This window comes from Arcanobacterium phocae, assembly GCF_018913465.1.
In the GTDB taxonomy this organism is placed as follows: Bacteria; Actinomycetota; Actinomycetes; order Actinomycetales; family Actinomycetaceae; genus Arcanobacterium; species Arcanobacterium phocae_A.
Genome location: NZ_JABAPM010000007.1, coordinates 15,134 through 38,166 on the forward strand (window position 1 = coordinate 15,134; position 23,033 = coordinate 38,166).

Annotated in this window: 22 protein-coding genes and 2 tRNA genes; 14 read left to right on the plus strand and 10 right to left on the minus strand. The window is 51.9% G+C overall.

Annotated elements, in window-relative coordinates; all coding sequences use genetic code 11:
* Nucleotide 1: 1 nt before the first annotated feature.
* Nucleotides 2-973 (minus strand): ABC transporter ATP-binding protein, encoded by a 972-nt coding sequence (locus tag KSO86_RS07860; RefSeq protein WP_366504510.1) that lies wholly within the window; start codon nucleotides 971-973, stop codon nucleotides 2-4.
* A 62-nt stretch (nucleotides 974-1,035) separates the two neighbouring features.
* Entirely contained in the window at nucleotides 1,036-1,686 is a 651-nt protein-coding gene (locus KSO86_RS07865) for a TetR/AcrR family transcriptional regulator (protein ID WP_231943982.1), read from the minus strand.
* A gap of 184 nt (nucleotides 1,687-1,870) precedes the next feature.
* Here KSO86_RS07865 and KSO86_RS07870 point away from each other — a divergent pair.
* The 11 genes from KSO86_RS07870 (at nucleotide 1,871) to KSO86_RS07920 (ending at nucleotide 14,158) form a co-directional block, all read left to right on the plus strand.
* Nucleotides 1,871-1,941, plus strand: a tRNA-Gln gene (locus tag KSO86_RS07870).
* Nucleotides 1,942-1,998: 57 nt separating this feature from the next.
* Nucleotides 1,999-3,063 (plus strand): NTP transferase domain-containing protein, encoded by a 1,065-nt coding sequence (locus KSO86_RS07875; RefSeq protein WP_216432038.1) that lies wholly within the window; start codon nucleotides 1,999-2,001, stop codon nucleotides 3,061-3,063.
* 62 nt (nucleotides 3,064-3,125) lie between these two features.
* Complete coding sequence (locus KSO86_RS07880) at nucleotides 3,126-4,106, plus strand: ribose-phosphate diphosphokinase (protein WP_216379575.1); 981 nt, start codon at nucleotides 3,126-3,128, stop codon at nucleotides 4,104-4,106.
* A gap of 190 nt (nucleotides 4,107-4,296) precedes the next feature.
* On the plus strand, nucleotides 4,297-4,881 hold the full coding sequence (locus tag KSO86_RS07885) for a 50S ribosomal protein L25/general stress protein Ctc (RefSeq protein ID WP_091279994.1): 585 nt from the start codon (nucleotides 4,297-4,299) through the stop codon (nucleotides 4,879-4,881).
* 136 nt (nucleotides 4,882-5,017) lie between these two features.
* The gene (pth, locus tag KSO86_RS07890) at nucleotides 5,018-5,605 is read left to right on the plus strand and encodes an aminoacyl-tRNA hydrolase (protein ID WP_216432040.1); all 588 of its coding nucleotides are present in this window, start codon (nucleotides 5,018-5,020) and stop codon (nucleotides 5,603-5,605) included.
* Nucleotides 5,606-5,625: 20 nt separating this feature from the next.
* Entirely contained in the window at nucleotides 5,626-9,141 is a 3,516-nt protein-coding gene (gene mfd, locus KSO86_RS07895; protein ID WP_216432042.1) for a transcription-repair coupling factor, read from the plus strand.
* Between the two features lie 331 nt (nucleotides 9,142-9,472).
* Nucleotides 9,473-10,753 carry a phosphopyruvate hydratase gene (gene eno / locus KSO86_RS07900; protein WP_216379578.1) on the plus strand — a complete coding sequence of 427 codons (1,281 nt, stop codon included), beginning with the start codon at nucleotides 9,473-9,475 and terminating at the stop codon, nucleotides 10,751-10,753.
* Nucleotides 10,754-10,900: 147 nt separating this feature from the next.
* On the plus strand, nucleotides 10,901-11,863 hold the full coding sequence (locus tag KSO86_RS07905) for a nucleoside hydrolase (protein ID WP_216432044.1): 963 nt from the start codon (nucleotides 10,901-10,903) through the stop codon (nucleotides 11,861-11,863).
* A 75-nt stretch (nucleotides 11,864-11,938) separates the two neighbouring features.
* Nucleotides 11,939-12,634 carry an FtsB family cell division protein gene (locus KSO86_RS07910; protein ID WP_216432046.1) on the plus strand — a complete coding sequence of 232 codons (696 nt, stop codon included), beginning with the start codon at nucleotides 11,939-11,941 and terminating at the stop codon, nucleotides 12,632-12,634.
* Complete coding sequence (locus KSO86_RS07915) at nucleotides 12,631-13,185, plus strand: DUF501 domain-containing protein (protein WP_091280004.1); 555 nt, start codon at nucleotides 12,631-12,633, stop codon at nucleotides 13,183-13,185. Before KSO86_RS07910 ends, KSO86_RS07915 begins: the two co-directional genes overlap by 4 nt.
* Before the next feature lie 22 nt (nucleotides 13,186-13,207).
* On the plus strand, nucleotides 13,208-14,158 hold the full coding sequence (locus KSO86_RS07920) for a Ppx/GppA phosphatase family protein (protein ID WP_216432048.1): 951 nt from the start codon (nucleotides 13,208-13,210) through the stop codon (nucleotides 14,156-14,158).
* Nucleotides 14,159-14,238: 80 nt separating this feature from the next.
* On the opposite strand, the gene nhaA is transcribed toward KSO86_RS07920, so the two are convergent.
* Nucleotides 14,239-15,519, minus strand: coding sequence for a Na+/H+ antiporter NhaA (nhaA, locus tag KSO86_RS07925; protein ID WP_216432050.1), 1,281 nt, complete (start codon nucleotides 15,517-15,519; stop codon nucleotides 14,239-14,241).
* 199 nt (nucleotides 15,520-15,718) lie between these two features.
* On the opposite strand from nhaA, the gene KSO86_RS07930 reads away from it, so the two are divergent.
* Nucleotides 15,719-15,792 (plus strand) — tRNA-Leu (locus tag KSO86_RS07930).
* 46 nt (nucleotides 15,793-15,838) lie between these two features.
* Here KSO86_RS07930 and KSO86_RS07935 read toward each other — a convergent pair.
* Complete coding sequence (locus KSO86_RS07935) at nucleotides 15,839-16,645, minus strand: ABC transporter permease subunit (RefSeq protein WP_216432052.1); 807 nt, start codon at nucleotides 16,643-16,645, stop codon at nucleotides 15,839-15,841.
* On the minus strand, nucleotides 16,642-17,574 hold the full coding sequence (locus KSO86_RS07940; protein WP_366504511.1) for an ABC transporter ATP-binding protein: 933 nt from the start codon (nucleotides 17,572-17,574) through the stop codon (nucleotides 16,642-16,644). Before KSO86_RS07940 ends, KSO86_RS07935 begins: the two co-directional genes overlap by 4 nt.
* Nucleotides 17,575-17,811: 237 nt before the next feature.
* On the opposite strand from KSO86_RS07940, the gene KSO86_RS07945 reads away from it, so the two are divergent.
* Nucleotides 17,812-18,615, plus strand: coding sequence for a Bax inhibitor-1/YccA family protein (locus KSO86_RS07945; protein ID WP_216432056.1), 804 nt, complete (start codon nucleotides 17,812-17,814; stop codon nucleotides 18,613-18,615).
* Between the two features lie 77 nt (nucleotides 18,616-18,692).
* Here the strand turns inward: KSO86_RS07945 and KSO86_RS07950 are convergent, their stop codons facing one another.
* The 4 genes from KSO86_RS07950 to trhA all read right to left on the minus strand — a co-directional run bounded on the left by KSO86_RS07950 (nucleotide 18,693) and on the right by trhA (nucleotide 21,160).
* Nucleotides 18,693-19,130 carry an FKBP-type peptidyl-prolyl cis-trans isomerase gene (locus KSO86_RS07950; RefSeq protein ID WP_253281457.1) on the minus strand — a complete coding sequence of 146 codons (438 nt, stop codon included), beginning with the start codon at nucleotides 19,128-19,130 and terminating at the stop codon, nucleotides 18,693-18,695.
* Between the two features lie 32 nt (nucleotides 19,131-19,162).
* Nucleotides 19,163-19,840: a peptide-methionine (S)-S-oxide reductase MsrA gene (gene msrA, locus KSO86_RS07955; RefSeq protein ID WP_216379589.1), complete on the minus strand. Its 678-nt coding sequence runs from the start codon at nucleotides 19,838-19,840 to the stop codon at nucleotides 19,163-19,165.
* A 3-nt stretch (nucleotides 19,841-19,843) separates the two neighbouring features.
* The gene (gene greA / locus KSO86_RS07960) at nucleotides 19,844-20,323 is read right to left on the minus strand and encodes a transcription elongation factor GreA (RefSeq protein ID WP_216379590.1); all 480 of its coding nucleotides are present in this window, start codon (nucleotides 20,321-20,323) and stop codon (nucleotides 19,844-19,846) included.
* A gap of 165 nt (nucleotides 20,324-20,488) precedes the next feature.
* On the minus strand, nucleotides 20,489-21,160 hold the full coding sequence (trhA, locus tag KSO86_RS07965; protein WP_216379597.1) for a PAQR family membrane homeostasis protein TrhA: 672 nt from the start codon (nucleotides 21,158-21,160) through the stop codon (nucleotides 20,489-20,491).
* A gap of 156 nt (nucleotides 21,161-21,316) precedes the next feature.
* On the opposite strand from trhA, the gene KSO86_RS07970 reads away from it, so the two are divergent.
* Nucleotides 21,317-22,078, plus strand: a complete 762-nt coding sequence (locus tag KSO86_RS07970; RefSeq protein WP_216379599.1) for an isoprenyl transferase — start codon at nucleotides 21,317-21,319, stop codon at nucleotides 22,076-22,078.
* Between the two features lie 6 nt (nucleotides 22,079-22,084).
* Here KSO86_RS07970 and KSO86_RS07975 read toward each other — a convergent pair whose 3' ends face one another.
* On the minus strand, nucleotides 22,085-23,032 hold the full coding sequence (locus KSO86_RS07975) for a carbohydrate kinase family protein (RefSeq protein ID WP_216379601.1): 948 nt from the start codon (nucleotides 23,030-23,032) through the stop codon (nucleotides 22,085-22,087).
* Nucleotide 23,033 lies beyond the last annotated feature (1 nt).

Genomic DNA, 23,033 nt, shown 5'->3' on the forward strand with positions numbered 1-23,033 from the left:
GTCACTTCTTCTTTCCAAATAGGGCAGCTAAGCCGCGCTTCTTTGCTGGAGTCTCTTCTTCTGCCTCATCAATAGTCGGGGCCGAAACCACACCTTTGAAAATATCTTGAAGATGCGGGCGCTGCGGGGCGAACTCCAGGAGCGGGCCAGCAGCTAGCGCAGCTTGCAGAATCCGTTGAGAATCGTCACCAGCATGCATCGCGATCTCGAGCATGTTGTGTGACGTGTGAATAACAGAGAACCCCTGTGAACGTACCGCATCTGCGAGGGTATTCACGTCTCCACCGGTGCGCACAATAAGGTTGCTCTCGGCGCTGGCGCGTAAATCGTCGATCTTGCCTTCAGCAACGATCTTGCCTTCGGCGCAAATACCGACTCGTTCACACATACGTTCCACTAGATCAAGCTGATGCGACGAGAAAACCACAGTGGCTCCAGCATCGGCCTTTTCGCGCAGCACTGAACTCATCACGTCAACCGCGACCGGATCCAGGCCGGAGAACGGTTCGTCCAGAACAAGAACCGCCGGATCGTGAATGAGCGCAGCGGCAAGCTGAACTCGCTGCTGATTACCTAAGGACAGTGCCTGGACCTCATCGTCACGGCGCTTATCAATACTGAGCCGTTCGGTCCAATACAACATGGCGCGAGTGGCATCTTTCTTAGATAAGCCCTGGAGCTGAGCCAAATAAACTAGTTGCGCGCCAACCTTCATCTTCGGATATAGTCCGCGTTCGGCAGGCATATAGCCGAAGGTTTTACGAGTAGCGAAATCAAGTTCTTTGCCATCGAGCGTCACTGTGCCGGAATCTGCAGACAATACGCCGAGCGCAATGCGCATCGTCGTCGTCTTGCCGGCTCCGTTCGAACCAACAAAGCCGTAGAGTTCGCCCGGTTGTACCGTGAACTCCATGCCATCGAGTGCGACGGTATCCCCGAAGCGCTTGTGAAGATTACTGATGTGTAAATTCACCAGTTCTCCTTTCTGATTTTTCTTATATAAGTCAAGTATCTAACTGTTGCCAAGCTGGGTTGTTAGGGCAGTGGAGTGACAAGCTTTGGCTCTGCTTCGAGCCGATGCAAACCGTTCCACATAAGGTTAACAAGATGAGCTGCCATAACATGCTTGTCTAGTTGCCGGTTAATGGCCCACGATTGGCCAACGATTCCCATCAGCCCGGACAGCATGTGTGCATAGAGCGAAATAGCGTCAGCTGGGAACTGAAGTTTTTCAACGTAGGTAGCCAGTAGTTCATTGAGGTGGTCGCTCATATCGGAAATGATAGTAGAGAATTCACCGCCGGCGAGCACGCCAGGGCTCTGGTGAACCATCAGTCCGAAACCATCTGGATTCTCTTCGATATAGTCCAGCAATCCGAGGACGACGGCTTCGAGTGACTCACGCGGTCCCTTCCCTGCCGATAACGCCTGATCCAGAATCGTGTTGACGGCGGTTGTCTCCCGGTCAACGATAACCTGGTAGAGGCCTTCTTTGCCGCCAAAATGTTCATAAACAACGGGTTTTGAGACGTCGGCAGCGTTCGCGATTTCTTCAATAGACACCGCATCATAGCCGCGTGCAGCGAACAGCTGACGCGCAATTCCAATAAGCTGAGTGCGCCGCTCAACGCGCGTCATACGTTGGCGTTTTGGCGGATCAGTAGGTGATTTAGCAGTACGTGCCATAACGCTATTCTCGCATACCTACAGTTGCGAAACCAATGACGACGACGGCGTTTGGTTCACTACCATGAGGTGGTAGATAATGGCTATGTGTGCGCACAAATTCTGGGGTGGGGAACGCCATATCGGGTTAATTGCCCGCGTGAGTGGAAACCGAACGGATAAGCTGGCACAATAAAACAAGTAATCCGCCATGGTGTAATGGCAGCACAGCGGTCTTTGGAACCGCTTGTCTAGGTTCGAATCCTAGTGGCGGAGCGAAACAATGCATGCGAAGCGTTGTGTTCTTGAGTTCGGCTAGCCGAGGAGGCACCAGTGAGTCAGAAACTCGCCGCAGCTATTATTCTTGCTGCTGGTAAAGGAACCCGTATTAAATCGCAAACCCCTAAAGTTCTCTTGTCTATGTGTGGTCGCTCCCTTGTTGGGCACGCGGTTGCCGCAGTAACTGAAGCTGGGGCGGAAAATATTGTTGCGGTGGTACGGCATGAACGTGACCGTGTGGTTGAACACTTGAGCCAGATTGCGCCACATGTACTGATTGCGGATCAGGACGATATTAAAGGTACTGGCCGAGCAGCATGGTGTGGCATGAATGTTCTACCCGAAGACCTCCACGGTTCTGTGCTTGTTATTGCTGGCGATTCACCAATGTTCGAGGCTGAAACACTCGCAGAACTTAACCGGGTTCACTGTGAATCCGGCGCGGCAGTCACAGTTCTTTCCACTGTTCTTGAAGATTCTTTCGGATACGGTCGCATTTTGCGTGCCGCGGCGCCTGGCTCGGACGAAGTTGCGCAGACTCCGCAGGCTACTGGCCCAGTTGTTGGCATTGTTGAAGAGAAAGATGCCACTGACTTACAACGCACGATTAAAGAGATCGGCACTTCAACATATATTTTCGATGCAGACTTCCTGCGTTCGGTGCTTGGCACGCTCGGCACTGACAATGCTCAAGGCGAAATGTATTTAACTGATGTTATTGCCCGCGCAGTTGACGAAGGCAAGAGCGTGGCATCATACGTCTTAGCAGATTCAGTTCAGGCTGAGGGAGTGAACGATTTGGTTCAGCTGACAACGTTGCGGGCAGAAAAGAACCGTCGTCTCTTGGAACACTGGATGCGCAGTGGAGTATCAATTATCGATCCGGCTTCTACCCATATTGAGGTAGATGTTCAGCTTGCGCCGGACGCTATTGTTCACCCAGGTACAATTCTTCGCGGCAATACGCGTATTGACGCATTCGCCGTCGTCGGGCCCAACACGGAACTTGTTGATGTTTCCGTGGGTGAGCGGGCAGTAGTTCCGCATACGGTTGCTTCGTCGACGTCGATAGCACACGATACGTGTATTTCCCCATTTACGGTGATACGCGAAGGGTAACAAGCTGGAGTGGTGGCCAGCTGGCCATTACTGAAACTGGACAACACAAAGAATGGTCGGGCATGACAGGCATCCACACAAGCGGTGAAAAGCACCTCGTTGTCGCCACTGGGCGCGCACATCCAGAATTGGCAAAAGCGGTAGCGAAAGAACTTGGCATTGAATTGTCGCCAACGACGTCGTACGAATTTGCTAACTCGGAAATCTATGTTCGTTTCGATGAATCAGTTCGTGGTTCGGACGTGTTCATTATTCAATCCATCGATGTTCCAGTGAACAAGTGGATTATGGAAGCACTTATTATGGTTGATGCGGCTAAGCGCGCGTCGGCCAAGCGTATTTCGGTGGTCTTGCCGTCGTTCCCATACGCCCGTCAGGATAAGAAGCACAAGGGTCGCGAACCTATTTCGGCGCGTTTGATGGCGGACCTGTTCAAGGCCGCTGGTGCTGAGCGCATCATGTCGGTTGACTTGCACGCTGCGCAAACTCAGGGCTTCTTTGATGGTCCAGTCGATCACTTGTGGGCTATGCCAACTCTTGTTGATTATGTGCGTACCCGGGTCAGTCCGGAAGAATCTGTCATCGTTTCTCCGGATGCTGGACGTATCAAGGTTGCTGAGCAGTGGGGTAACCGATTGGGCGGTGTGCCGTTGGCATTCGTTCACAAGACGCGCGATATTTCGCGACCAAATCAAGCTACCGCTAATCGTGTGGTGGGCGATGTTGCTGGCCGTACCGCGATCATTGTTGACGACCTTATCGACACCGCTGGTACTATTGCGGGCGCTGCTCGTGTTGTTCTTGAAGCCGGAGCGAAAGACGTTATCGTTGCTGCTACCCACGCGCCGATGTCCGGCCCGGCACGGGAACGGTTGATGGAATCGGGCGCATGCGAGATCATCGTGACCGATACGTTGCCAATTGCGCCAGAGAAGCGTTTCGATGGTCTAACAGTATTGTCGATTGCGCCTGTGCTGGCACGTGCGATTCGCGAGGTTTTCGACGACGGTTCGGTCACCTCGATGTTCGACGGTGCGTTCTAGTCCAGTATCAGATGTGATTTTGACACATATACTTTTATCTCGTTCATAAAGACGGATATAATGATGGGGTTGCCTCGGCGAGGGAACCCCATCATTTTTTGGAGTTCCGTTATCGACGCGGTGTCTACACTCCTGAGGGATGTAGCCTCCGGTATCGAGGCTGTCCATAAAATAACAAGGAGTACATATCATGGTTGAAGTTTTGAAGGCTTCCGTTCGTTCCGAATTTGGCAAGGGCGCAGCTCGTCGTCTACGTCGTGAAGAAAAGCTTCCAGGCGTTCTTTACGGTCACGGTGAAAACCCAGTCCACCTCGAACTCGATTACCACTCAACATTCATGGCTGTTCGTGGCAATGCAAACGCTTTGTTGAGCATCGAAATTGATGGCGAAAAAGAACTCGCTATTGTCAAGGATGTTCAGCGTAACGCCCTTTCCCGTTTGATCGAACACGTCGATTTCCTCCGCGTGAAGAAGGGCGAAAAGGTCGACGCTGAAATTCCAGTCGTGATCGAAGGCGAGCCAGCTGGCGAAGCTGCTGCAACACTCGAAATGCTTCAGGTTATGGCGAAGGCTGACGCTACCGCAATTCCAGAGCAGATCGTTGTTAACGTTGATGGCCTCGAAGATGGCAAGCACGTTACCGTTGCTGATCTTGTATTGCCAGAAGGCGTTGAGGTTGAGCTCGATCCAGAAGCAGTTGTTGTTGTGATCGCAGTTCCTGCAATGGAAGCTCCAGAAGAAGGCACCGAAGACGAAGCTGCTGACGCTGAGTGATTCATTTGCTTGAATGTGAGGCCCGGCCCTGGTGGGGACGGGCCTCACGCTCATTTAGTTGGTGTGTTTCATAATTGTGGTGGAGCTGTCCGCTATAAAGGATAAGTAAGCTCATTGATTTGGGAGGGAACTGATTGTGTACACTATTTTTGGATTAGGTAATCCAGGAGCCAAATACGCTACTACGCGCCACAATATTGGGCATATGGTGGTTGATATTGTGGCTGACCGGCTGGGAAGCCGGTTGAGTGTCCATAAACAGAGCAACACGCAATCGGCATCTGTTCGTTACGGAATAGCACCAGGAGTGCCGGGTGAACAGGTCATCCTTGGCGTATCAATGGGATATATGAACACTTCAGGTGGGCCAGTAAGCTCGCTGATGTCCTACTATCATGGGGATACCGAGAATCTCATTGTTATTCATGATGAATTAGATTTGCCATTTGGTACGTTGAAACTTAAGCGTGGCGGTGGCGAAGGGGGCCATAATGGTCTCAAATCTATTTCCCAATCTCTCGGCTCAAAAAACTATATCCGGTTGCGTTGCGGTATTGGGCGTCCACCGGGACGGCAAGATCCGGCTGATTTCGTCTTGTCGCAGTTTTCGGCAAGTGAACGCAAAGAACTAGATCTTATGCTGGAACTAGCCGCGGACGCAGTTCTCGATGTTATTGATCATGGCCTCGATAAAGCCACCATGCGATTGCACACTGCCTCCTAACTGACACAAAGAAAGCCATTATGGATCTTCACCCCTTACTTGACGTATTTACTGCATCGCCGTCTTTCGATGCTCTTAACGGAACGAATGCAGATATTTCGGTTCCCCGCGGTGCTGTTGCCCCGTTATTGGCAAGCCTCAGCGAACGCGATATCAAGAAAACGCATGTGGTTATTACTGCAAGTGGGCGGGAAGCAGACGATATGGCAACCTTGCTTGGACCGTATCTGCCACCGGATTCTATTGCGGTGCTACCTGCTTGGGAGACGCTGCCTCATGAACGGCTTTCACCGCGTTCTGATACGGTTGCGCGCCGAATGCTCACTTTCCGCAGGCTGGCACATCCGGAAGAATTTCCACCACTGCTCGTGGTTATTATTCCGATCCGTGCACTATTGCAACCAGTTATTGAAGGTTTAGGGGAACGAAAACCAGTACGGATTCGTGTTGGGGACGTAATTGATATGAACGAGTTGCAAGAGCAGCTCGTGTCGGCGGCGTATACCCGCGTAGATATGATTGAGTCGCGCGGTGAGTTTGCAATCAGAGGCGGAATTATCGATATTTTCCCGCCCACTGAACCCCATCCGTTGCGTGTGGAATTATTTGGCGATGAAGTTGATGAGATTCGTTCCTTCGCAGTGGGAGACCAGCGTTCATTGCATGCTCGCGCTCAGGTTTATGCACCGCCGTGTCGCGAATTACTTTTGACAGCTGACGTGCGGTCGCGTGCTAGTCAGGTCATGGCTCAGCTACCCGGAGCAACCGATATGCTCGAAAAAATCGCAAATGGCATCGCGGTTGAAGGAATGGAATCACTGATTCCGATTTTGGTGCCAAGTATGCATCCGGTGCATGATGATCTGCCCACACAGTCGCGTTTTATCGTTGTTGAACCAGAACGGGTCACAGCCCGTGCCGAATCGTTGATTGAAACAACTGAAGAGTTCTTAGAAGCAGCATGGAGCGCGGCGGCTTCTGGTGGTGCAGTTCCACTCAATGTTGGCCGAGCATCATTTATTTCGGCGGCAGATATTCGCGTTGCAGTGATCGAAAGCGGAAAAGAATGGTGGACGATTGGTGGTTTGCCGTCTCCGGCTGCCATCGACTTCGGTATCCACGAACCACAAAATTTCAGTGGCAACGTTGATGCCTCGATCGATTACCTGGGCGGCCTAGCTAAAAAAGATTGGCAAGTTGTCATTGCCACGCAAGGTGCAGGTTTAGGCAGAAGATTAGCCGAACAAATAGAAAGCGCGGGGTTTCCTTCGCGATTCGTTGAGGATCTGCCAGCCGATATCACGAGTGGCATTGTTTACGTAACGCCAGCTGCTATGCCTACTGGTTTCGTTGATCCGGCACGCCAGATAGCAGTCTACGGTGTTAATGATTTTATGCACCGCAAGAAAGCTAATTTCGCCAATCAGCAAGCCATGCCTAAACGGCGCAAGAATGCGGTAGATCCACTGCAACTGAAGCCTGGCGATTATGTTGTCCATCAGCGCCACGGTGTAGCTCAGTTCGTCAAACTAGCGAAACGTTCGTTAGGAGCCAACAACAGCAACCAGCGCGAATACGTTGTTTTGGAGTATTCGCCGTCGAAACGCGGTGCGCCACGCGATCAGCTCTGGGTTCCAACAGATCAGCTCGATCAGGTATCAAAATACTCTGGTGGGGATTCGCCGTCGTTAAATAAAATGGGCGGCGCAGATTGGGACAAAACAAAGGCGAAAGCACGCGCAGCCGTCAAGCAAATCGCGAAAGAGCTCATCCGGCTTTACGCTAAACGTCGAGCCACAAAAGGTCACGCATTTTCACCAGATACTCCGTGGCAGCGCGAACTCGAAGATGCATTTTCGTATGTTGAAACTCCCGATCAGCTCACCACGATCGAAGAAGTCAAACGGGATATGGAATCTCCGGAACCGATGGATCGTCTTATTTCGGGAGACGTCGGATATGGAAAAACCGAGATTGCAGTGCGCGCAGCTTTCAAAGCGGTCCAAGACAATATGCAGGTCGCGGTGCTCGTACCAACCACAATTTTGGTTCAACAACACGCGGAAACATTCACCGAAAGATACGCGGGATTCCCCGTTAAAGTCGCGAGCCTATCTCGGTTCCAAACCGCCAAAGAAGCCGATGAGATTCGCAAAGGTGTGCGCGATGGAAGTATCGACATCGTCATCGGCACTCACCGGCTTATCACTGGTGACGTGCGGTTTAAGAATCTAGGACTTGTCATTATTGACGAAGAGCAACGGTTTGGTGTGGAACATAAGGAAATGCTGAAACAGCTCTACCCAACAGTAGACGTGCTTTCCATGTCTGCAACGCCGATTCCGCGAACATTGGAAATGGCGGTAACAGGTATTCGCCAAATGTCTACCCTGGCAACTCCGCCAGAAGAACGGCACCCAATCTTGACGTATGTTGGACCGCACGAATCGAAACAAGTAGCGGCAGCCATCAAGCGCGAACTGCTACGCGATGGACAAGTGTTCTATATCCACAATCGCACCCAATCGATTCATCGAGTAGCTGCTCAACTTGCCGAACTTGTTCCGCAAGCGCGAGTTGGGGTGGCGCACGGAAAGATGACGGAGAACCAGCTCGAAGATGTTATTCAAGCATTCTGGGATAAAGACATTGACGTACTAGTGTGTACGACAATCGTCGAAACGGGACTTGATATATCGAATGCCAACACGCTCATTGTGGAAGATGCGCACAAGCTTGGACTTTCCCAACTTCATCAGCTACGCGGACGAGTTGGCAGAAGCCGCGAACGAGCATACGCCTACTTCCTATACCCGCAAGATAAGGCAATGACAGAAACCGCCATCGAACGGTTGCGTACAATAGCTGCCCATTCCGAGCTGGGTGCTGGGATCCAGGTTGCTATGAAAGATCTGGAAATTCGCGGTGCAGGAAATATTTTAGGTGGTGAACAGTCCGGGCATATTGCGGGAGTAGGGTTTGATCTCTATTTGCGAATGGTGTCTGAAGCAGTTGCACAGCTCACCGGGCAAGACAAACGCACCGAAGCTGAACAGCAAGCCGAGATGCGTATTGAGCTGCCGGTAGAAGCCTATGTGCCAGAGAAGTGGGTATCGTCTGAGCGGTTGCGTCTTGAAATCTATACCAAGATCGCAGCATCGGTTAATCAACAACAGCGGAATGATGTGAGGGTTGAATTAATCGACCGCTACGGTCCGATTCCAGTAGAAGTAGATCGGTTGTTCGCATTGGCCGCTCTCCGGGAACGCGCTCGCGGATATGGTATCGAAGAAATTACGGTGATGGGGAAGAATATTCGCTTTGCGCCAGTGGTCCTCACTGATTCCCGCCAAGCTCGAATGCGCCGGTTGTATCCAAAAGGTATTGCCAAAGCAGCGATACGAACGGTGCTTGTTCCGTTAGCGGATGTCCAACGCAAAAACAGTCAGCGCGCAGTTTTGGGCAGTGAGACAGCGTTGGAAAACGAAGACATTATTGATGCCGTTGCAACAATAATGGATCAGTTATTCTCGTAGGAACACTGACACTAGCGGTATTTCGTGAACTGGTTATGAATAACACCGTGAAGGTGCCGATGAACAGGCACCGAGTTCACCTGTTTGGTGATGCGCTAGCGGAGCGAATCGCAAAATATATGCCACCCGCGTAATTTTCAATAAATAGGACTTTTAGCCGTGATTCCGTGGAAAATATGTGGCTAGAGATGTAAAAAGATTGAGTAAAATTCATCAGTATCGCGATCGGGATACCCAAATGGCTCAAAACGTAGGACAATAGAAGAGTACGTGCTGGGCCTAGCCTGGTACGAGACTGCAAGACCAAAAATAACAATTTAAAGGAGTCCTTGTGGCACTTATTGAGGCAATTGCTGCCCGTGAAATTCTTGATTCTCGCGGCAACCCAACCGTCGAAGTTGAGGTTCTATTAGATAACGGTGTTTTCGCTCGCGCTGAAGTTCCATCCGGAGCTTCCACTGGTGCGTTCGAAGCTGTTGAGCGTCGCGACGGTGACAAGTCCCGTTACGGTGGTAAGGGTGTAGCTGACGCTGTTGCTGCAGTGTCCGAAGTGATTGAGCCAGAGATCGTTGGCCTTTCGGCATCCGATCAGCGTTACCTCGATCAAGCTCTGATCGATCTTGATGGCACCCACAACAAGGGTAAGATTGGCGCTAACGCTATTCTCGGCGTTTCCCTCGCAGTTGCTAAGGCTGCTGCTGAGTCTGCTGGTCTTCCACTTTACGCATACCTAGGTGGCCCGAACGCTCACGTTCTCCCAGTCCCAATGATGAACATCCTCAACGGTGGATCCCATGCAGATTCCAATGTTGACATTCAGGAGTTCATGATTGCTCCAATCGGCGCTTCCACCTTCAAGGAAGCTCTGCGCTGGGGTGCTGAGGTTTACCACGCTCTCAAGTCCGTCCTCAAGGATCGTGGCTTGAACACCGGTCTTGGTGACGAAGGTGGCTTCGCACCAAACCTTGGTTCAAACGCTGAAGCTCTTGACCTGATTGTTGAAGCAATCAAGAAGGTCGGCTTGGAGCCAGGCAAGGACGTTGCACTCGCACTTGACGTTGCTTCGACCGAATTCTTCGAGGATGGCAAGTACAAGTTCGAAGGCGAAATGCGCGACACCGAGTACATGGTTAAGTACTACGATGAGCTCGTTGCTAAGTACCCAATCGTTTCCATCGAAGATCCGCTCTCTGAAGATGAGTGGGATGCATGGAAGGCTCTCACCGAGCACGTTGGCGATCGCGTCCAGCTCGTTGGCGACGATCTCTTCGTCACCAACCCAGAGCGCCTCAACAAGGGCATCAAGCTCGGCGCAGCTAACGCTCTTCTCGTGAAGGTCAACCAAATTGGTACCCTCACCGAAACACTCGAAGCAGTTGAGGCTGCTCACCGTGCAGGCTACAAGTCAATGACGTCTCACCGTTCCGGTGAGACTGAGGACACCACCATTGCTGATCTCGCAGTTGCAACCAACTCCGGTCAGATCAAGACTGGTGCTCCAGCCCGTGGCGAGCGCGTCAGCAAGTACAACCAGTTGCTTCGTATCGAAGAAGAACTCGGCGATGCTGCAGTTTACGCAGGTGCTTCGGCATTCCCACGCTTTAACGGCTAAGGAATAGTCAGACCTAGCGTGTGGGGCTGTACCAAACTGGTACAGCCCCACACGTGTATCGTCGTCGTCACTCAATACGAGTATTCTTATATCTGGAAGTACTCACCCCAACTAGAGCTGAAGCACACTGGACTGTAAGGAAAACCAATGGTGGAAAAAATAATTCTTGACTGCGATCCGGGGCACGATGATGCGATTGCGATTTTGCTGGCTGCCGGAAATCCCAACATTGATCTTCTTGGAATCACCACGGTGGCAGGCAACCAGGTTTTGGAAAAAGTCACTCGGAACGCGTTGGCTGTTTGTGCAGCCGCTGGAATCACCGTTCCAGTAGCAAAAGGCGCCGCAGGGCCTCTCGTACAGAAACAAGTGATCGCCCCGGAAATCCACGGCTCCAGCGGTTTAGACGGCCCAGTTTTACCAGAACCGCAGTCGGACCTCGATCCACGCCATGCAGTCGATTTCATTATTGACACCGTGATGCGTGAACCGGCAAAAACTGTCAATCTTGTTCCAGTTGGCCCGCTGACGAATATTGCCCTAGCTGTGCGCAAAGAACCAGCGATCGGTGAACGAGTGAAATCAGTTGTGCTGATGGGCGGTGCCTATACTCGCGGTAATTCCACTCCCGCAGCTGAGTTCAATATTTATGCTGATCCGGAAGCTGCACAGATAGTTTTCGAACAAGAATGGCCAGTCACTATGGTCGGCTTGGATTTAACTCACCAAGCTTTAGCTACTGCTGAGCTGCAAGACCGGGTGCGTGCAATTGATACTGACTTGGCACGGTTCGTTCTTGATATTTGGGGCTTTGTTGGGCAGAGATATCGTGAGGAGTTCGGCTTTGAAGCGCCACCAATCCACGATGCGGTGTGTGTAGCAGCGCTGATTGACCCGCGCATCATTCAATGCAGTAAAGCATTTGTTTCAGTGGAGTTAACTGGAACATGGACTCGTGGAATGACGTTTACTGCTTTCAACAACATTCCAACAATGACTCATCCGTTCCCGGTTCTCGACGACGATCAGTTCCGTACGAATGTTGCTACCACGTTAGATTGGGAGCGGTTTGCACACCTAGTTGTCGATTCGATTCGGGCCTTAGGCTAACCGAATACGTGGAGCGTGGGGCGGCTCACCAGTGCCGTCTCCCGTTTCGGCTACGAGACCTCTAGACTTATAAGCATGGTTCGTCGTCCTTCTCATCGTTCATCATCCGGCAAGCCCGGATCTTTTCGTGTGCCTAAACAACAGGCGCAGCCGATGAAACCTGGGGCAGGGCGTAATAACGTTAAAAGAAAGACCCGGCCAACAGCGTCGTCGTCGCGAAAGACAGAACCAGGCGCACGAAGCCGGTTTACTCAAGAACATCACTTAGTAATCGAAGGTCAAAACACAACGCATCGTATTTCGTTGCGTCTGGCGTCGATTGTGTTATTCGTACTGTTAGCTGTGCTGATCGTTGCGAATCCGCTCACGCAGTATTTGGCGCAACAGGAAGATATTCGGCAGGCTAAAGCAGAGTTAGCGCTGGTCAAAGACCGCGTGAAATCGCTCGAAGAAGAAAAAGAGCTGTGGAATGACCCGGCCTATATTCAGTCCAAAGCGCGCGAACGTCTCGGTTTTGTGATGCCTGGGCAAACTCTTTATACGACGACGGATCCGCAAAAGGGCGATGCAACCGAACGCTTGAATGCGCGCGCTGAGGAAGTGGTGCGGTTGCGTCGTGAACAAACACCGTTCTTTGTTACCGGCTGGGATTCTCTCGATATCGCTGGCCAAGTGGGAGAACGCAAGAACCCGCAGCACACCCCGATTTTGAATGATGATTTACCACCGGAATCACAAGATTCCACCGATACGAAGGATACGAAGAAATGACATCTGTTTCCCTTGATGTACTCCAGCGCGTCGCTGCAAACGCGACGGAGATTCGCCCCGGTGATCGGGAGATTCTTACCCGGCAATTAGGGCGAGATCCACGCGGTCTCGTCGGAATTGGCGCGCGATGTGCGTGCGGCGCTCCGGCCGTGACGATTACATACCCGCGGCTCCCGGATGGTTCGCCGTTTCCAACGTTGTTTTATCTGTCGTATCCGTGGCTGGTTCGTGAGATTTCCCGGATTGAAAGTTCGGGGGAGATGGTTGCATATAACGATCGGCTCGCGGCTGATCCAGAGTTTGCAGCTGGCCATGTGCGGGCACATGAATCGTATGTTGCTCGTCGTGACTTGTTGGACGAAGTGCCGGAGATCGCCGGGAAGTCTGCCGGCGGAATGCCAGATCGCGTGAAGTGCTTGCATGCGTTAGCTGGGTATGCGTTGGCTGTTGGGCCTGGAGTGTGCCCGGCCGGAGACGAAGCATTGGCACAAGCGGGCTGGGATCCTAACGTGTGCCATTGTTCTAGTGACGACGACGAAGCCACTGCCTGATACAACACTGAGGGAGGTTCTTGTGCGAGTTGCTGGAATTGATTGTGGTACGAATTCCATCCGGTTGCTGATTGCAGATGTTGATGCCGATGGTGTTTTAGCTGACGTGGTTCGCACTATGCATATTGTGCGACTAGGGCAGGGTGTTGACCGAACCGGTCGGTTTGATCCGCAGGCTTTGGAGCGAACGTTTGCGGCAATTGATGAATATGCGCAGCTTATTAAGCAGCATCAGTGTGAAGCTGTTGTTTTTGCAGCGACCTCTGCCACCCGCGATGCCTCAAACAGGGATATTTTTATCGAGGGTGTTTATGACCGGCTCGGCGTCCGGCCACGGGTGTTGAGCGGTGAAGAAGAAGCTCGCACGTCGTTCGCGGGAGCAATGAGCGCGGTGCGTAATCCAGCTGGTCCACTAGTTGCGGTTGATCTTGGTGGTGGCTCAACAGAGCTGGTACTTGGTGACAGTGATGGAAACGTGCTGAGTGCCTTCTCTATGGATGTTGGATCGGTCCGGATGCGAGAGCGTCGGATGGTGTCCGATCCGGCGACGGCGGAGGAAATCACTGCTGCCCGGCAAGATATTGCGCAGGCACTGGATGAGGCGGAACGTGTGGTTGATCTGAGCCAGGCGCGCACTGTGCTAGGTTTGGCTGGCACTATTACCTCGGTAGCCGCGTTGGCATTGGATCTGACTGAATATGACTCGGACCGGATCCATGGGCTCCAGATGTCTGTGGCGCAGATCGATGAGACAACACAGTGGTTTATTGACTCGACGCTGGCGCAGCGGCAGGCGGTTCCATTCTTACATCCGCGCCGTGCTGATGTGATGGGAGCCGGGGCACTGGTGTGGCAAGAAGTCATTCATCGTATTGCTCAGCGCAGCGCTGAAGCCGGACACCAGCTCGAGTCCATTACTATTTCCGAGCATGATATTTTAGATGGCCTTGCGTTAATGGCGGCTGGCCTCTAACGTCGCGCTTTTGGTACATAAAAAGTGTGGGGAGTACGTCGCAACGGACGTGCTCCCCACACTCGTTAAGAAATAGCACCCTACTTCTTGCGCTTCTTTGATTTCTTTGGCTTAGGAGTTGCATGCTTTGAACGGGACTCTGATTCCAGACGGCGCTTGAGTGCCGCACCACGCTGATGCTGGGCAGCACGCCAACGGAGAAATACTGCTCCGATTATTAAAGCTAAGAGTGATCCGAGCAGAACCGCAACGCGCGCATGTGGACCGTGCGGACTGCTTTCGTCGAAACTCAATGTTGCAATCAGTAATGATACTGTGAAGCCAATTCCGGCAACCCATGAGACGGCAAAAATATCGGGAAGGTCAACACCATGGCCGAGTTTCAACCCCAAAACCTTGATCATGAGGAAGACGCCACCGAAAATGCCAAGGAACTTACCAAGAGGCAATCCTAGATAGATACCTACCGCAACTGGATCTATCAGCATTTCACCGAAGCCACCGGAATCGACGACGTTCACACCAGCAGCGAAGAAAGCGAAAATAGGGAGAATGAATCCTGCAGAATAGAATTCAATTTTGTCGGTTAAGCGTTGCGTCATTGGTTCATGTTCGCCACGCTGGAGTAACACTGGAACGGTTAAGCCCAATGCGACACCGGCAATAGTTGCGTGTACGCCAGAGAGGTGCATGAAATACCAGGCGAGGATGCCGAGTGGCCACAGCAGATACCAGCGAACGATTCGACGTTGTACTAGAACTCCGAAAAGAGCAACGACGAGGAGTGCGACTCCTAAGAAAATGAAGTCGACGCCGTCGGAGAAGAAAATAGCGATAATAACGATGCCGAGCAGATCGTCGACGACGGCGAGCGTCATGAGGAACGTACGTACGGCTGGCGGAAAGCCCTTACCAAAGACGCCGAGGACTGCCAGCGCGAACGCAATGTCGGTGGCCACCGGAACAGCCCAGCCGTCGTAGATCGGGGAACCGGTGACGATTTGGACAAGTACGTAGACGAAAACTGGACCGGCCATACCGCATACCGCCGCCAGAATAGGTACGAGAGCTTGTTTGACATCACGGAGTGATCCGGCAACGAACTCATGTTTGAGTTCCAGTCCGACGACGAAGAAGAAGATCGCTAGTAGACCATCCGATGCCCAATGCGAGACATGCATATCGAGGTGGAGTGAGTGTGGGCCGATAACAGTTTCCGATAGGGTTGCGTACGACTCCCGAAACGGTGAATTTGCCCAGATGAGTGCGATGACGGCGCCGAGGATCAGAACGATTCCGGCTGTCGCTTCGTTATGTAGGGCACGGCGATAGCGTGCAATTGGGTTTTGGCGATGTGGCATCTACCAGCTCCATTTCTTCTTTTGGGTGAAGCTTGTGTTTATCTTCAGTTACTCATAGTCGGTTATCATTTTACGCTGTTACCGTGGGAGCCTTGAGGAGAGTGTGGGAAATTACCATATAATGACACGAATAACGTCTTTTATTTTGCTTAATCGGTGCCTAACCCACTAGGATTGTCTCGGTAGCTTACGTTACCGTGCCTCCATAGCCCAATCGGCAGAGGCAGCAGACTTAAAATCTGTTCAGTGTGGGTTCGAGTCCCACTGGAGGCACTAAAGGCCCGCAATACCAAGTATTGCGGGCCTTTACAGTTGTCTACTAGACGTCCGACTTGCGGTAGCGCAGGTATCCGAAGAACACTGCCGCTAAGGCGTATCCGCACAAAATAGCGAAAGCGGCTGTTGGCGAATATGAAGTTCCGGGAACGATCACTATGGATGTGTCTGTCTCTAACACGCTGGAAATCAGTGATGACGGATAGAGCGGTGGAATATGGGTGCGGTAGGTCTCAAACTGAAGAAATATTAGGCCTACTAATGGCAAGAGAAGAATCAGGGACAGCATGATCCCCATCGTGGCCGCGATTGAGCGTACTAGATAGCCGATGCCTAAGGACATCACCGCGACGATCATGGAGATCGCTACCAGTAATGCTAGTGTACTAACCGCCTGCCCATCAGCCTTCAACTCGCCGCCAGAGCTAATCACGAGCCCGAGGGCACTCAAAGCTTCGATAACGACGGCAACTATTCCCATATATAGGGCGGTTGCGAGGACTTTAGCTACCAGAGCTTTGCCTCGCTTAGGTGTGGCAAGAGTACTGGTTCGCATAGTGTTTGAAGAATACTCGCTTGTCACAGCGAGAGCACCGATGATCACCGCACATAGAGTGAAGAAAGGCTCCTGCCGGACAACAGCGCTGAGGTTCGTCGTCGTCGTTATTCCTTGCGAACGCAGGATAGAAGTTACGACGACGAGACTGGCAACGATGAGTACCCCAAAAATACCGACTGTTAGGCGCATAGAGCGCTGGCGAAGTTTGTGGAACTCGCTCTTGAGCGCGCGCAGGAACGTATTGGTGTAGGTGCCAGTAGCAAATTTAGATGTGTAATGTGGCGTGGTCACTGGGCGCCTCCTTGGTTGATCCCCATACGGTAATCGAGCGTGCTATCAGTTAGCTCCATAAAGACGTCCTCAAGGGAGGAGTGGGTTTCAGATAGTTCGTGTATTTCAATATTGTTTTGGTGAAGCAGATGACCAACCTCGACTCGCTCCATATCAGATGTGACGAACAATCCGGACGGGTGCGCGTCTGTTGCTGGTAAAAACTCAAACGTGACACCGGCATTGGTTAAGACACGATGCAGGGCATCGGTGTCAGGACCTGCGATGTTGACCGTTGTGTGTGCGCTCGCATGAGTGAATTTCTCCATCGGACCGGAATCTAGGAGTTGCCCACGGCCGATAATGACGACGTCGTCAGCCGTCAGCGCCATTTCTGCCATCAGATGCGACGATACTAGAACGGTGCGTCCTTCGGCTGCCAGATTGCGCATGAGGTTTCGTACCCATTTGACGCCATCTGGATCAAGACCGTTCACTGGTTCGTCAAAAATCAAATATTCTGGATCACCAAGAAGCGCGGTAGCGATACCCAGGCGTTGATTCATGCCAAGGGAGAAGCCGCCAATTTTCTTCTTCGCCACCGAAGCGATACCAGCAACCTGCAAAACATGATCTACCTGGCTGCTAGGAATGCCGTGGGTAGCAGCGACGATGCTTAAGTGGCGACGTGCTGAAATTTTTGGATTGAACGCCTTGCCGTCAAGGAGAGCTCCGACTTTCGTTATCGGTGCCGGGTTAGACGCGTAGGAGTGGCCATCAATTGTTGCACCACCAGTTGTTGGATTGTCCAATCCGAGCATGCATCGCAATGTTGTTGATTTCCCCGAACCGTTGGGGCCGAGAAAACCAGTCACTGCGCCCTGGCGAACAGAGAAGGACAAGTCGCGAACGGCTTGAACTTTCCCATAGCTCTTGGATAAATGTTCCACCTTTATCACTCAATCACAACCTTTCATTGTGTGACTATCTAGTGCCAGTCTACCGGAGATACGATGGTCACCATCACGCCTGTGGATAAATATCGCCCAGGGCTAGATATTGCCTGAAAAAATGGTGAGTTTTCGCCCGCGAGAGAAATCACGTGATGAATCAGTATTGCCATCCGTTAGACTGAGGTCAGTTATACGTGCAGATCGCACGTCGCACTAAACTTGGAGGTTCTAATTATGAGCAACCCAGTAATGTCTCGTAATCCTTATTTTACCGGGCAGGCGCAGCGACCGAACCAGTTCGATCAGGCTGGTTTTGCTCAGCAGCAGGTTCCTACGCAGCCGGTATCAGCATTCGATGCGCGTCCGGCTGATGGTCGTATGACATACACGGATGCCATGAACAAAACAGCGTTACTCCTCGGTGTAACAGTTGTTGCTGGAATCCTTGCCGCATTCATCGTCCCACTTCCATCGATGCCGGCAGTTGCACTGATCTCTAGCCTGGCAGCTTTTGGCGTCGGCATGGTAGCCGCATTCAAGCCAATGGTTTCGCCCGCATTGGCTATTGGTTATGCAGCGCTCGAAGGTGCGGCCCTCGGTTCGATCACTGCCGCATTTAATATTTTCTATCCTGGAATCGCATTCCAAGCAATCCTTGCTACCGCAGTGATTGTTGCCGTCACGTTAGGTCTTCACTACTCTGGTGCAGTCCGCACAACTCCGCGTGGACGCAAGATGGTGTTCGTCGTAGCAATCGGTTACTTGGTTTTCACCTTCGTCAATATGATTCTCGTATGGACTGGTTTCCTCGACGGTTTTGGATTGCGTTCTGGAACCCTCGGGTTGGTCATTGGAGCAGTGATGATTGTTGTTGCTGCATACATGCTTATCGCTGATTTTGAGCAGGTAAACGAAGCAATCAAGAATGGTGCCCCAGCTAACTTTGCCTGGACCACCGCACTAGCAATCGTGATGACGATCTTGTGGATCTACGTTGAGGTCCTTCGGATTCTCGCTATTTTAGCTGATAACCGCTAACCTCAGACATAGTGTGGGGCCCGCATCTGCAATGATGCGGGCCCCACATTCTACTGGCTCAACGCGTGATTATTGGTTCAGCGCGTGAAATGCGTGGAGAAAGCTGTTTGCGTTACTCCGAGAATATCGACGACGAACACCAGAACGTCATCACCCTTAATGCCTGCACGTGGATTACCGGCAGGTCCGTAGCCCTTCTCTGGTGGCACTATGATCATGACACGAGAACCAACTTGCTTGCCGACTAGAGCCTGATCCCAGCCCTTGATAACCATGCCGACGCCGATTGGGAAACGGGTAGGTTCGCTACGGAAATACGAGGAGTCGAAGAGTTCTCCGTTCCAGATTTGGCCGTGGTAGTTCACCTCGACTTCGTCGCCAGCCTGTACGACCTTGCCGTTTCCTTCTTCTAGAAGAACAACTTTCAAGCCGCGAGGTGGTTCGGGAGTCGGATACGTGATAGTTGGTGTGTCTCCAAAAGAACCGGAGACGACTGGAAGTTCAACTGTCATCATTGCACCTTTCGTCTAAGTAATACACACGTATTCTAATCAAGTTTAATGAAAGACGGAGAATCGGTTGCTGACGGTGTAGCTAACGGACCGCTACCCGGCATAGGACAGGGCATCCCCGTGGCCGCATGACACCGGTACCCGAACGGATTCTTATCCAAATACTGCTGATGCTCATCCTCCGCAGGATAGAACGGTCCGGCATCCAGCGCTGTTCGTACTTCGGTAACAATCTCGCCTTTTCCAGCATCGTGTAGCACCCGACTGTATTGCGCAATCGATTCTTCCACGAGGGCCTGCTGCTGCGCCGTCGTCACAAAAATCGCGGACCGATACTGCGTCCCGACGTCGTTCCCCTGACGGTTCAACGACGTCGGATCATGCATTTCCCAAAATGTCTTAATGACCTGTCCGAGAGCGGCATCTTCGCACACTACTCGCACAGTTTCGGTATGACCAGTAAGCCCAGTGCATGTTTGACGATATGTGGGATTAGCAGTAAAACCACCCATAAAGCCAACTGCCGTGCTGACAACGCCTGGCAGTTGCCACATGATCTCTTCCACACCCCAATAGCAACCGCCAGCAAGGTAAATAACTTGTTGGCCAGCTGATGGCTCGGCCAAGATGTCCGTACCTAGCACAGTGTGTGGCTTTGGGGATGGAAGGACCGGATTCGGGTTATCTGGTAATGCTTGATCTTTCGTTATCATTAACTAGCCTTGGAATGCTTCGATACCGAGAACTTTCACAGTAAATTCTTTACCGTTTGGTGCAGTGTAGGACGTCTCCTCACCAATCTTCTTGCCCATAATCGCAGAACCAAGCGGAGCTGTTTCTGGGTAGACATCAATGTCAACGAAATCAGCAGCTTCGCGCGAACCGAGGAGGAACTTCTTCTGCCGACCATTGACCTCAGCGGTAATAACTAGGCCCGGAGCAACTTCCGTAACTTGTTGCGGAGCATCGCCAACTTCGGCATGCTCAAGTAGATATTGAAGCTCTTGGATGCGTCCTTCCATCTTGGACTGCTCTTCGCGTGCAGCATGGTAACCGCCGTTTTCGCGAAGGTCGCCCTCGGAACGGGCTTCCTCGATCTTCGTCGCAATTTCAGTGCGGCCAGTAGTTTTCAAGTACTCCAGCTCGGTGCTCAAACGATCGTAGGTTTCTTGTGAGAGCCATGTTTTTTCAGCCATGTGCATTCTCCTTATTTTTTCAAAGTGGGTTGTATGTTGTGAAGCTTGGATAAAAAAGACATGTCCACAGCCTGTGGACATGACCCTATATTTATGTGACAGTATCACTTTACGATCACTAGGACAATAAATACGGCCTAGATTCGCCTCTAGCGGATAGGTGTGTCAGGCGAAGATAGCCAGCCAAACAGCAACCACGTGGCATATAAACCCACCTAACGTACCAAGATGGAAAAATTCGTGGAATCCCCACATTCGTGGCCATGGATTGGGCCATGAGAACGCATAAAACACTGCGCCTACGGTGTAGGAAATACCGCCGGCTAACACTAGCCACACGATGGCAGGGCTGCCATTCGTCCAGAACTGGGGTAGATACCAGACTGCTACCCAGCCCAGTGCGATATAGAGCGAAACATAGAGGAAACGTGGTGCATCGAGCCAGAAAATTCGTGATAGCGAGCCAATAAAAGCTCCGCCCCAGACGATAAGGAGCACTGTTAATTGCTCCATCGGGCGCAACAGCATGACTGACAGCGGCGTATATGTGCCAGCTATCAGGAAGAAAATATTAGAGTGATCGATACGCCGCAAAACAGCGTCCGCACGAGGACTCCACGAGCCGATATGATAAACGCCAGAATTGGCGAACAAGAAAAAAGAAGCGGCCATGAAAACTAAACAGGCGACAGTGGCGCCCGCATCCGGAGCGAAAACCGCCAATACGATGCCGTTTGCCAACGCTAGTGGCGCCGTAACAGCATGAAGCCAACCCCGAAGTCGTGGTTTCAAAGGTTCGAGGGGGATGGGAGTAGACGATTCTTTTTCGTTATGCATGGATTAATTTCTCCTAGTTCTTACCTTCAGGCTATACCTTCCCTATCAACATTCCTATTCCACGCGCCATGCAGATTAACGGTGCACACACTATGTGACCGGGTTACTATGGAGACCAGAACATATCAACATAGTTTTCAAGGAGGTGGCGGTCTCATGTTCGCGAGCGATTTTCTTTACCGTATTTATGAACGACGATTGCTTCGTGAAATCAACCCGCATCAGATTCCGCATCATGTTGGTATCATCCTCGATGGAAACCGCAGATGGGCGAAAGCGTTAGGCACATCTGCCGCTCATGGTCACCGGCGGGGCGCAGACCATATCTCCGAAGTCCTTGGTTGGGTACAAGAGGCCGGCGTTTCTATTGTGACTTTATGGATGCTCAGTACCGAGAATCTCCAACGTTCCGCGAAAGAAATTCGCGAACTACTCGCAATCATTGTTGGAGCAGTAGAACACCTAGCTAAGAACCCATCGTGGCAGATTCGTATTCTTGGAGATCTGGAACTTCTTCCAGAAGATGCTGCCCATGCGTTACGCACTGCAGCAAGCAAAACTGAAGGCCATACCGGAATGGTCGTCAATGTAGCGATTGGTTATGGCGGCCGTCAAGAAATCACGCGCGCCGTGCAAGATTATTTGCGCGAACAAGCTGCTTCGGGCGCTTCCCTTGAAGACGTCGCACAGTCAATTAGCGTTGACGCGATCACGAATCATATCTACACCAAAGGCCAGCCTGATCCTGACCTCATCATCCGTACCTCTGGTGAACAGCGTATGAGCGGCTTCATGCTCTGGCAGACCGTTCACACTGAACTTTATTTCTGTGAAACCTACTGGCCAGACTTCCGGCGCATCGACTTCTTGCGTGCGTTGCGCGATTTCTCGGTTCGAGAGCGTCGCAAAGGAAAATAGTCAGCCTTAGAAGCCGTTATCTGGCGAGTAAAGCTCCGTCGATTTTGCTAATTCTTCTCGGCTTGGCAGGTGTGAACCAGGCTGTCCAACAGTAATTCCTGCTGCTGCCGCCGCATAAGCACCCAACGAGGCCAAGCCTTGCCGCGAGATTGAGCGCAACGCTTCGCCGTCTTCGTCGCCGAGAACGCTCATACGCGCAAGACCGTCAATAAGTGCCGCCATTAGCGCATCGCCAGCACCAACCGTATCAACAACGCCCACATTAACTGCTGGCACATGAATATCGGCTTCGGGGGTGGCAAGGTTGAGCCCTTCTGCGCCACGAGTAATAACAACTAGTTGAGCTCCGCGCTCTAAGAAGAATTCAGCACTCTGTTCTGGAGTAGTAGGCCCGAGTATTTCTTTCATATCCTCGATAGAAGCCTTGACGACGTCGATATACGGCATAAGCTCATCGACTTCTGCCACCAGCTTTTCGCGTGGCCCCATCAGTGCCATACGCACGTTCGGATCATAAGAAACCGTAGAGTGGCCGTCTAAGCACTCCAACCACTTCCGTAACGTGGTTGCGCCCGGTTCTTGATGTGCACCAATCGACCCGATATGTACGAGCCGCGGTTTTGTCACGTCAGCATCGCATCGTGGCATCGGATAGTCCGAAAGCAGATCGAACGTATATGAGGCGTTCCCGAATTCATCTAGCTGTGCGTGTGCAACTGACGTTGGCCGATTATCAACTGACCCAGGATAGAGTTTTACACCTGCCGCAGTAAGGAAATGTACGATGTCCGTGCCGGCGTCGTCGTTCCCAATCCTAGTCACAAGGGTGACGTTACGTTCCAGACGAGCTAACCCCAAGGCCACGTTCAGCGGCGAACCACCGGGATGAGTGGTGTGGGTGTGGTCCCGTTGGACGTCGTCGAGGAGCGATTCTCCGATAACCATAAAGGACATG

Bases quoted from the DNA above. Each gene is read 5' to 3' on its own strand.
- KSO86_RS07865 (WP_231943982.1), bottom strand. From the start codon at position 1,686: ATGGCACGTACTGCTAAATCACCTACTGATCCGCCAAAACGCCAACGT.
- KSO86_RS07880 (WP_216379575.1), top strand. From the start codon at position 3,126: ATGACAGGCATCCACACAAGCGGTGAAAAGCACCTCGTTGTCGCCACT.
- KSO86_RS07885 (WP_091279994.1), top strand. From the start codon at position 4,297: ATGGTTGAAGTTTTGAAGGCTTCCGTTCGTTCCGAATTTGGCAAGGGC.
- mfd (WP_216432042.1), top strand. From the start codon at position 5,626: ATGGATCTTCACCCCTTACTTGACGTATTTACTGCATCGCCGTCTTTC.
- KSO86_RS07905 (WP_216432044.1), top strand. From the start codon at position 10,901: ATGGTGGAAAAAATAATTCTTGACTGCGATCCGGGGCACGATGATGCG.
- KSO86_RS07910 (WP_216432046.1), top strand. From the start codon at position 11,939: ATGGTTCGTCGTCCTTCTCATCGTTCATCATCCGGCAAGCCCGGATCT.
- KSO86_RS07915 (WP_091280004.1), top strand. From the start codon at position 12,631: ATGACATCTGTTTCCCTTGATGTACTCCAGCGCGTCGCTGCAAACGCG.
- nhaA (WP_216432050.1), bottom strand. From the start codon at position 15,519: ATGCCACATCGCCAAAACCCAATTGCACGCTATCGCCGTGCCCTACAT.
- KSO86_RS07945 (WP_216432056.1), top strand. From the start codon at position 17,812: ATGAGCAACCCAGTAATGTCTCGTAATCCTTATTTTACCGGGCAGGCG.
- KSO86_RS07950 (WP_253281457.1), bottom strand. From the start codon at position 19,130: ATGATGACAGTTGAACTTCCAGTCGTCTCCGGTTCTTTTGGAGACACA.
- msrA (WP_216379589.1), bottom strand. From the start codon at position 19,840: ATGATAACGAAAGATCAAGCATTACCAGATAACCCGAATCCGGTCCTT.
- greA (WP_216379590.1), bottom strand. From the start codon at position 20,323: ATGGCTGAAAAAACATGGCTCTCACAAGAAACCTACGATCGTTTGAGC.
- trhA (WP_216379597.1), bottom strand. From the start codon at position 21,160: ATGCATAACGAAAAAGAATCGTCTACTCCCATCCCCCTCGAACCTTTG.
- KSO86_RS07970 (WP_216379599.1), top strand. From the start codon at position 21,317: ATGTTCGCGAGCGATTTTCTTTACCGTATTTATGAACGACGATTGCTT.
- KSO86_RS07975 (WP_216379601.1), bottom strand. From the start codon at position 23,032: ATGTCCTTTATGGTTATCGGAGAATCGCTCCTCGACGACGTCCAACGG.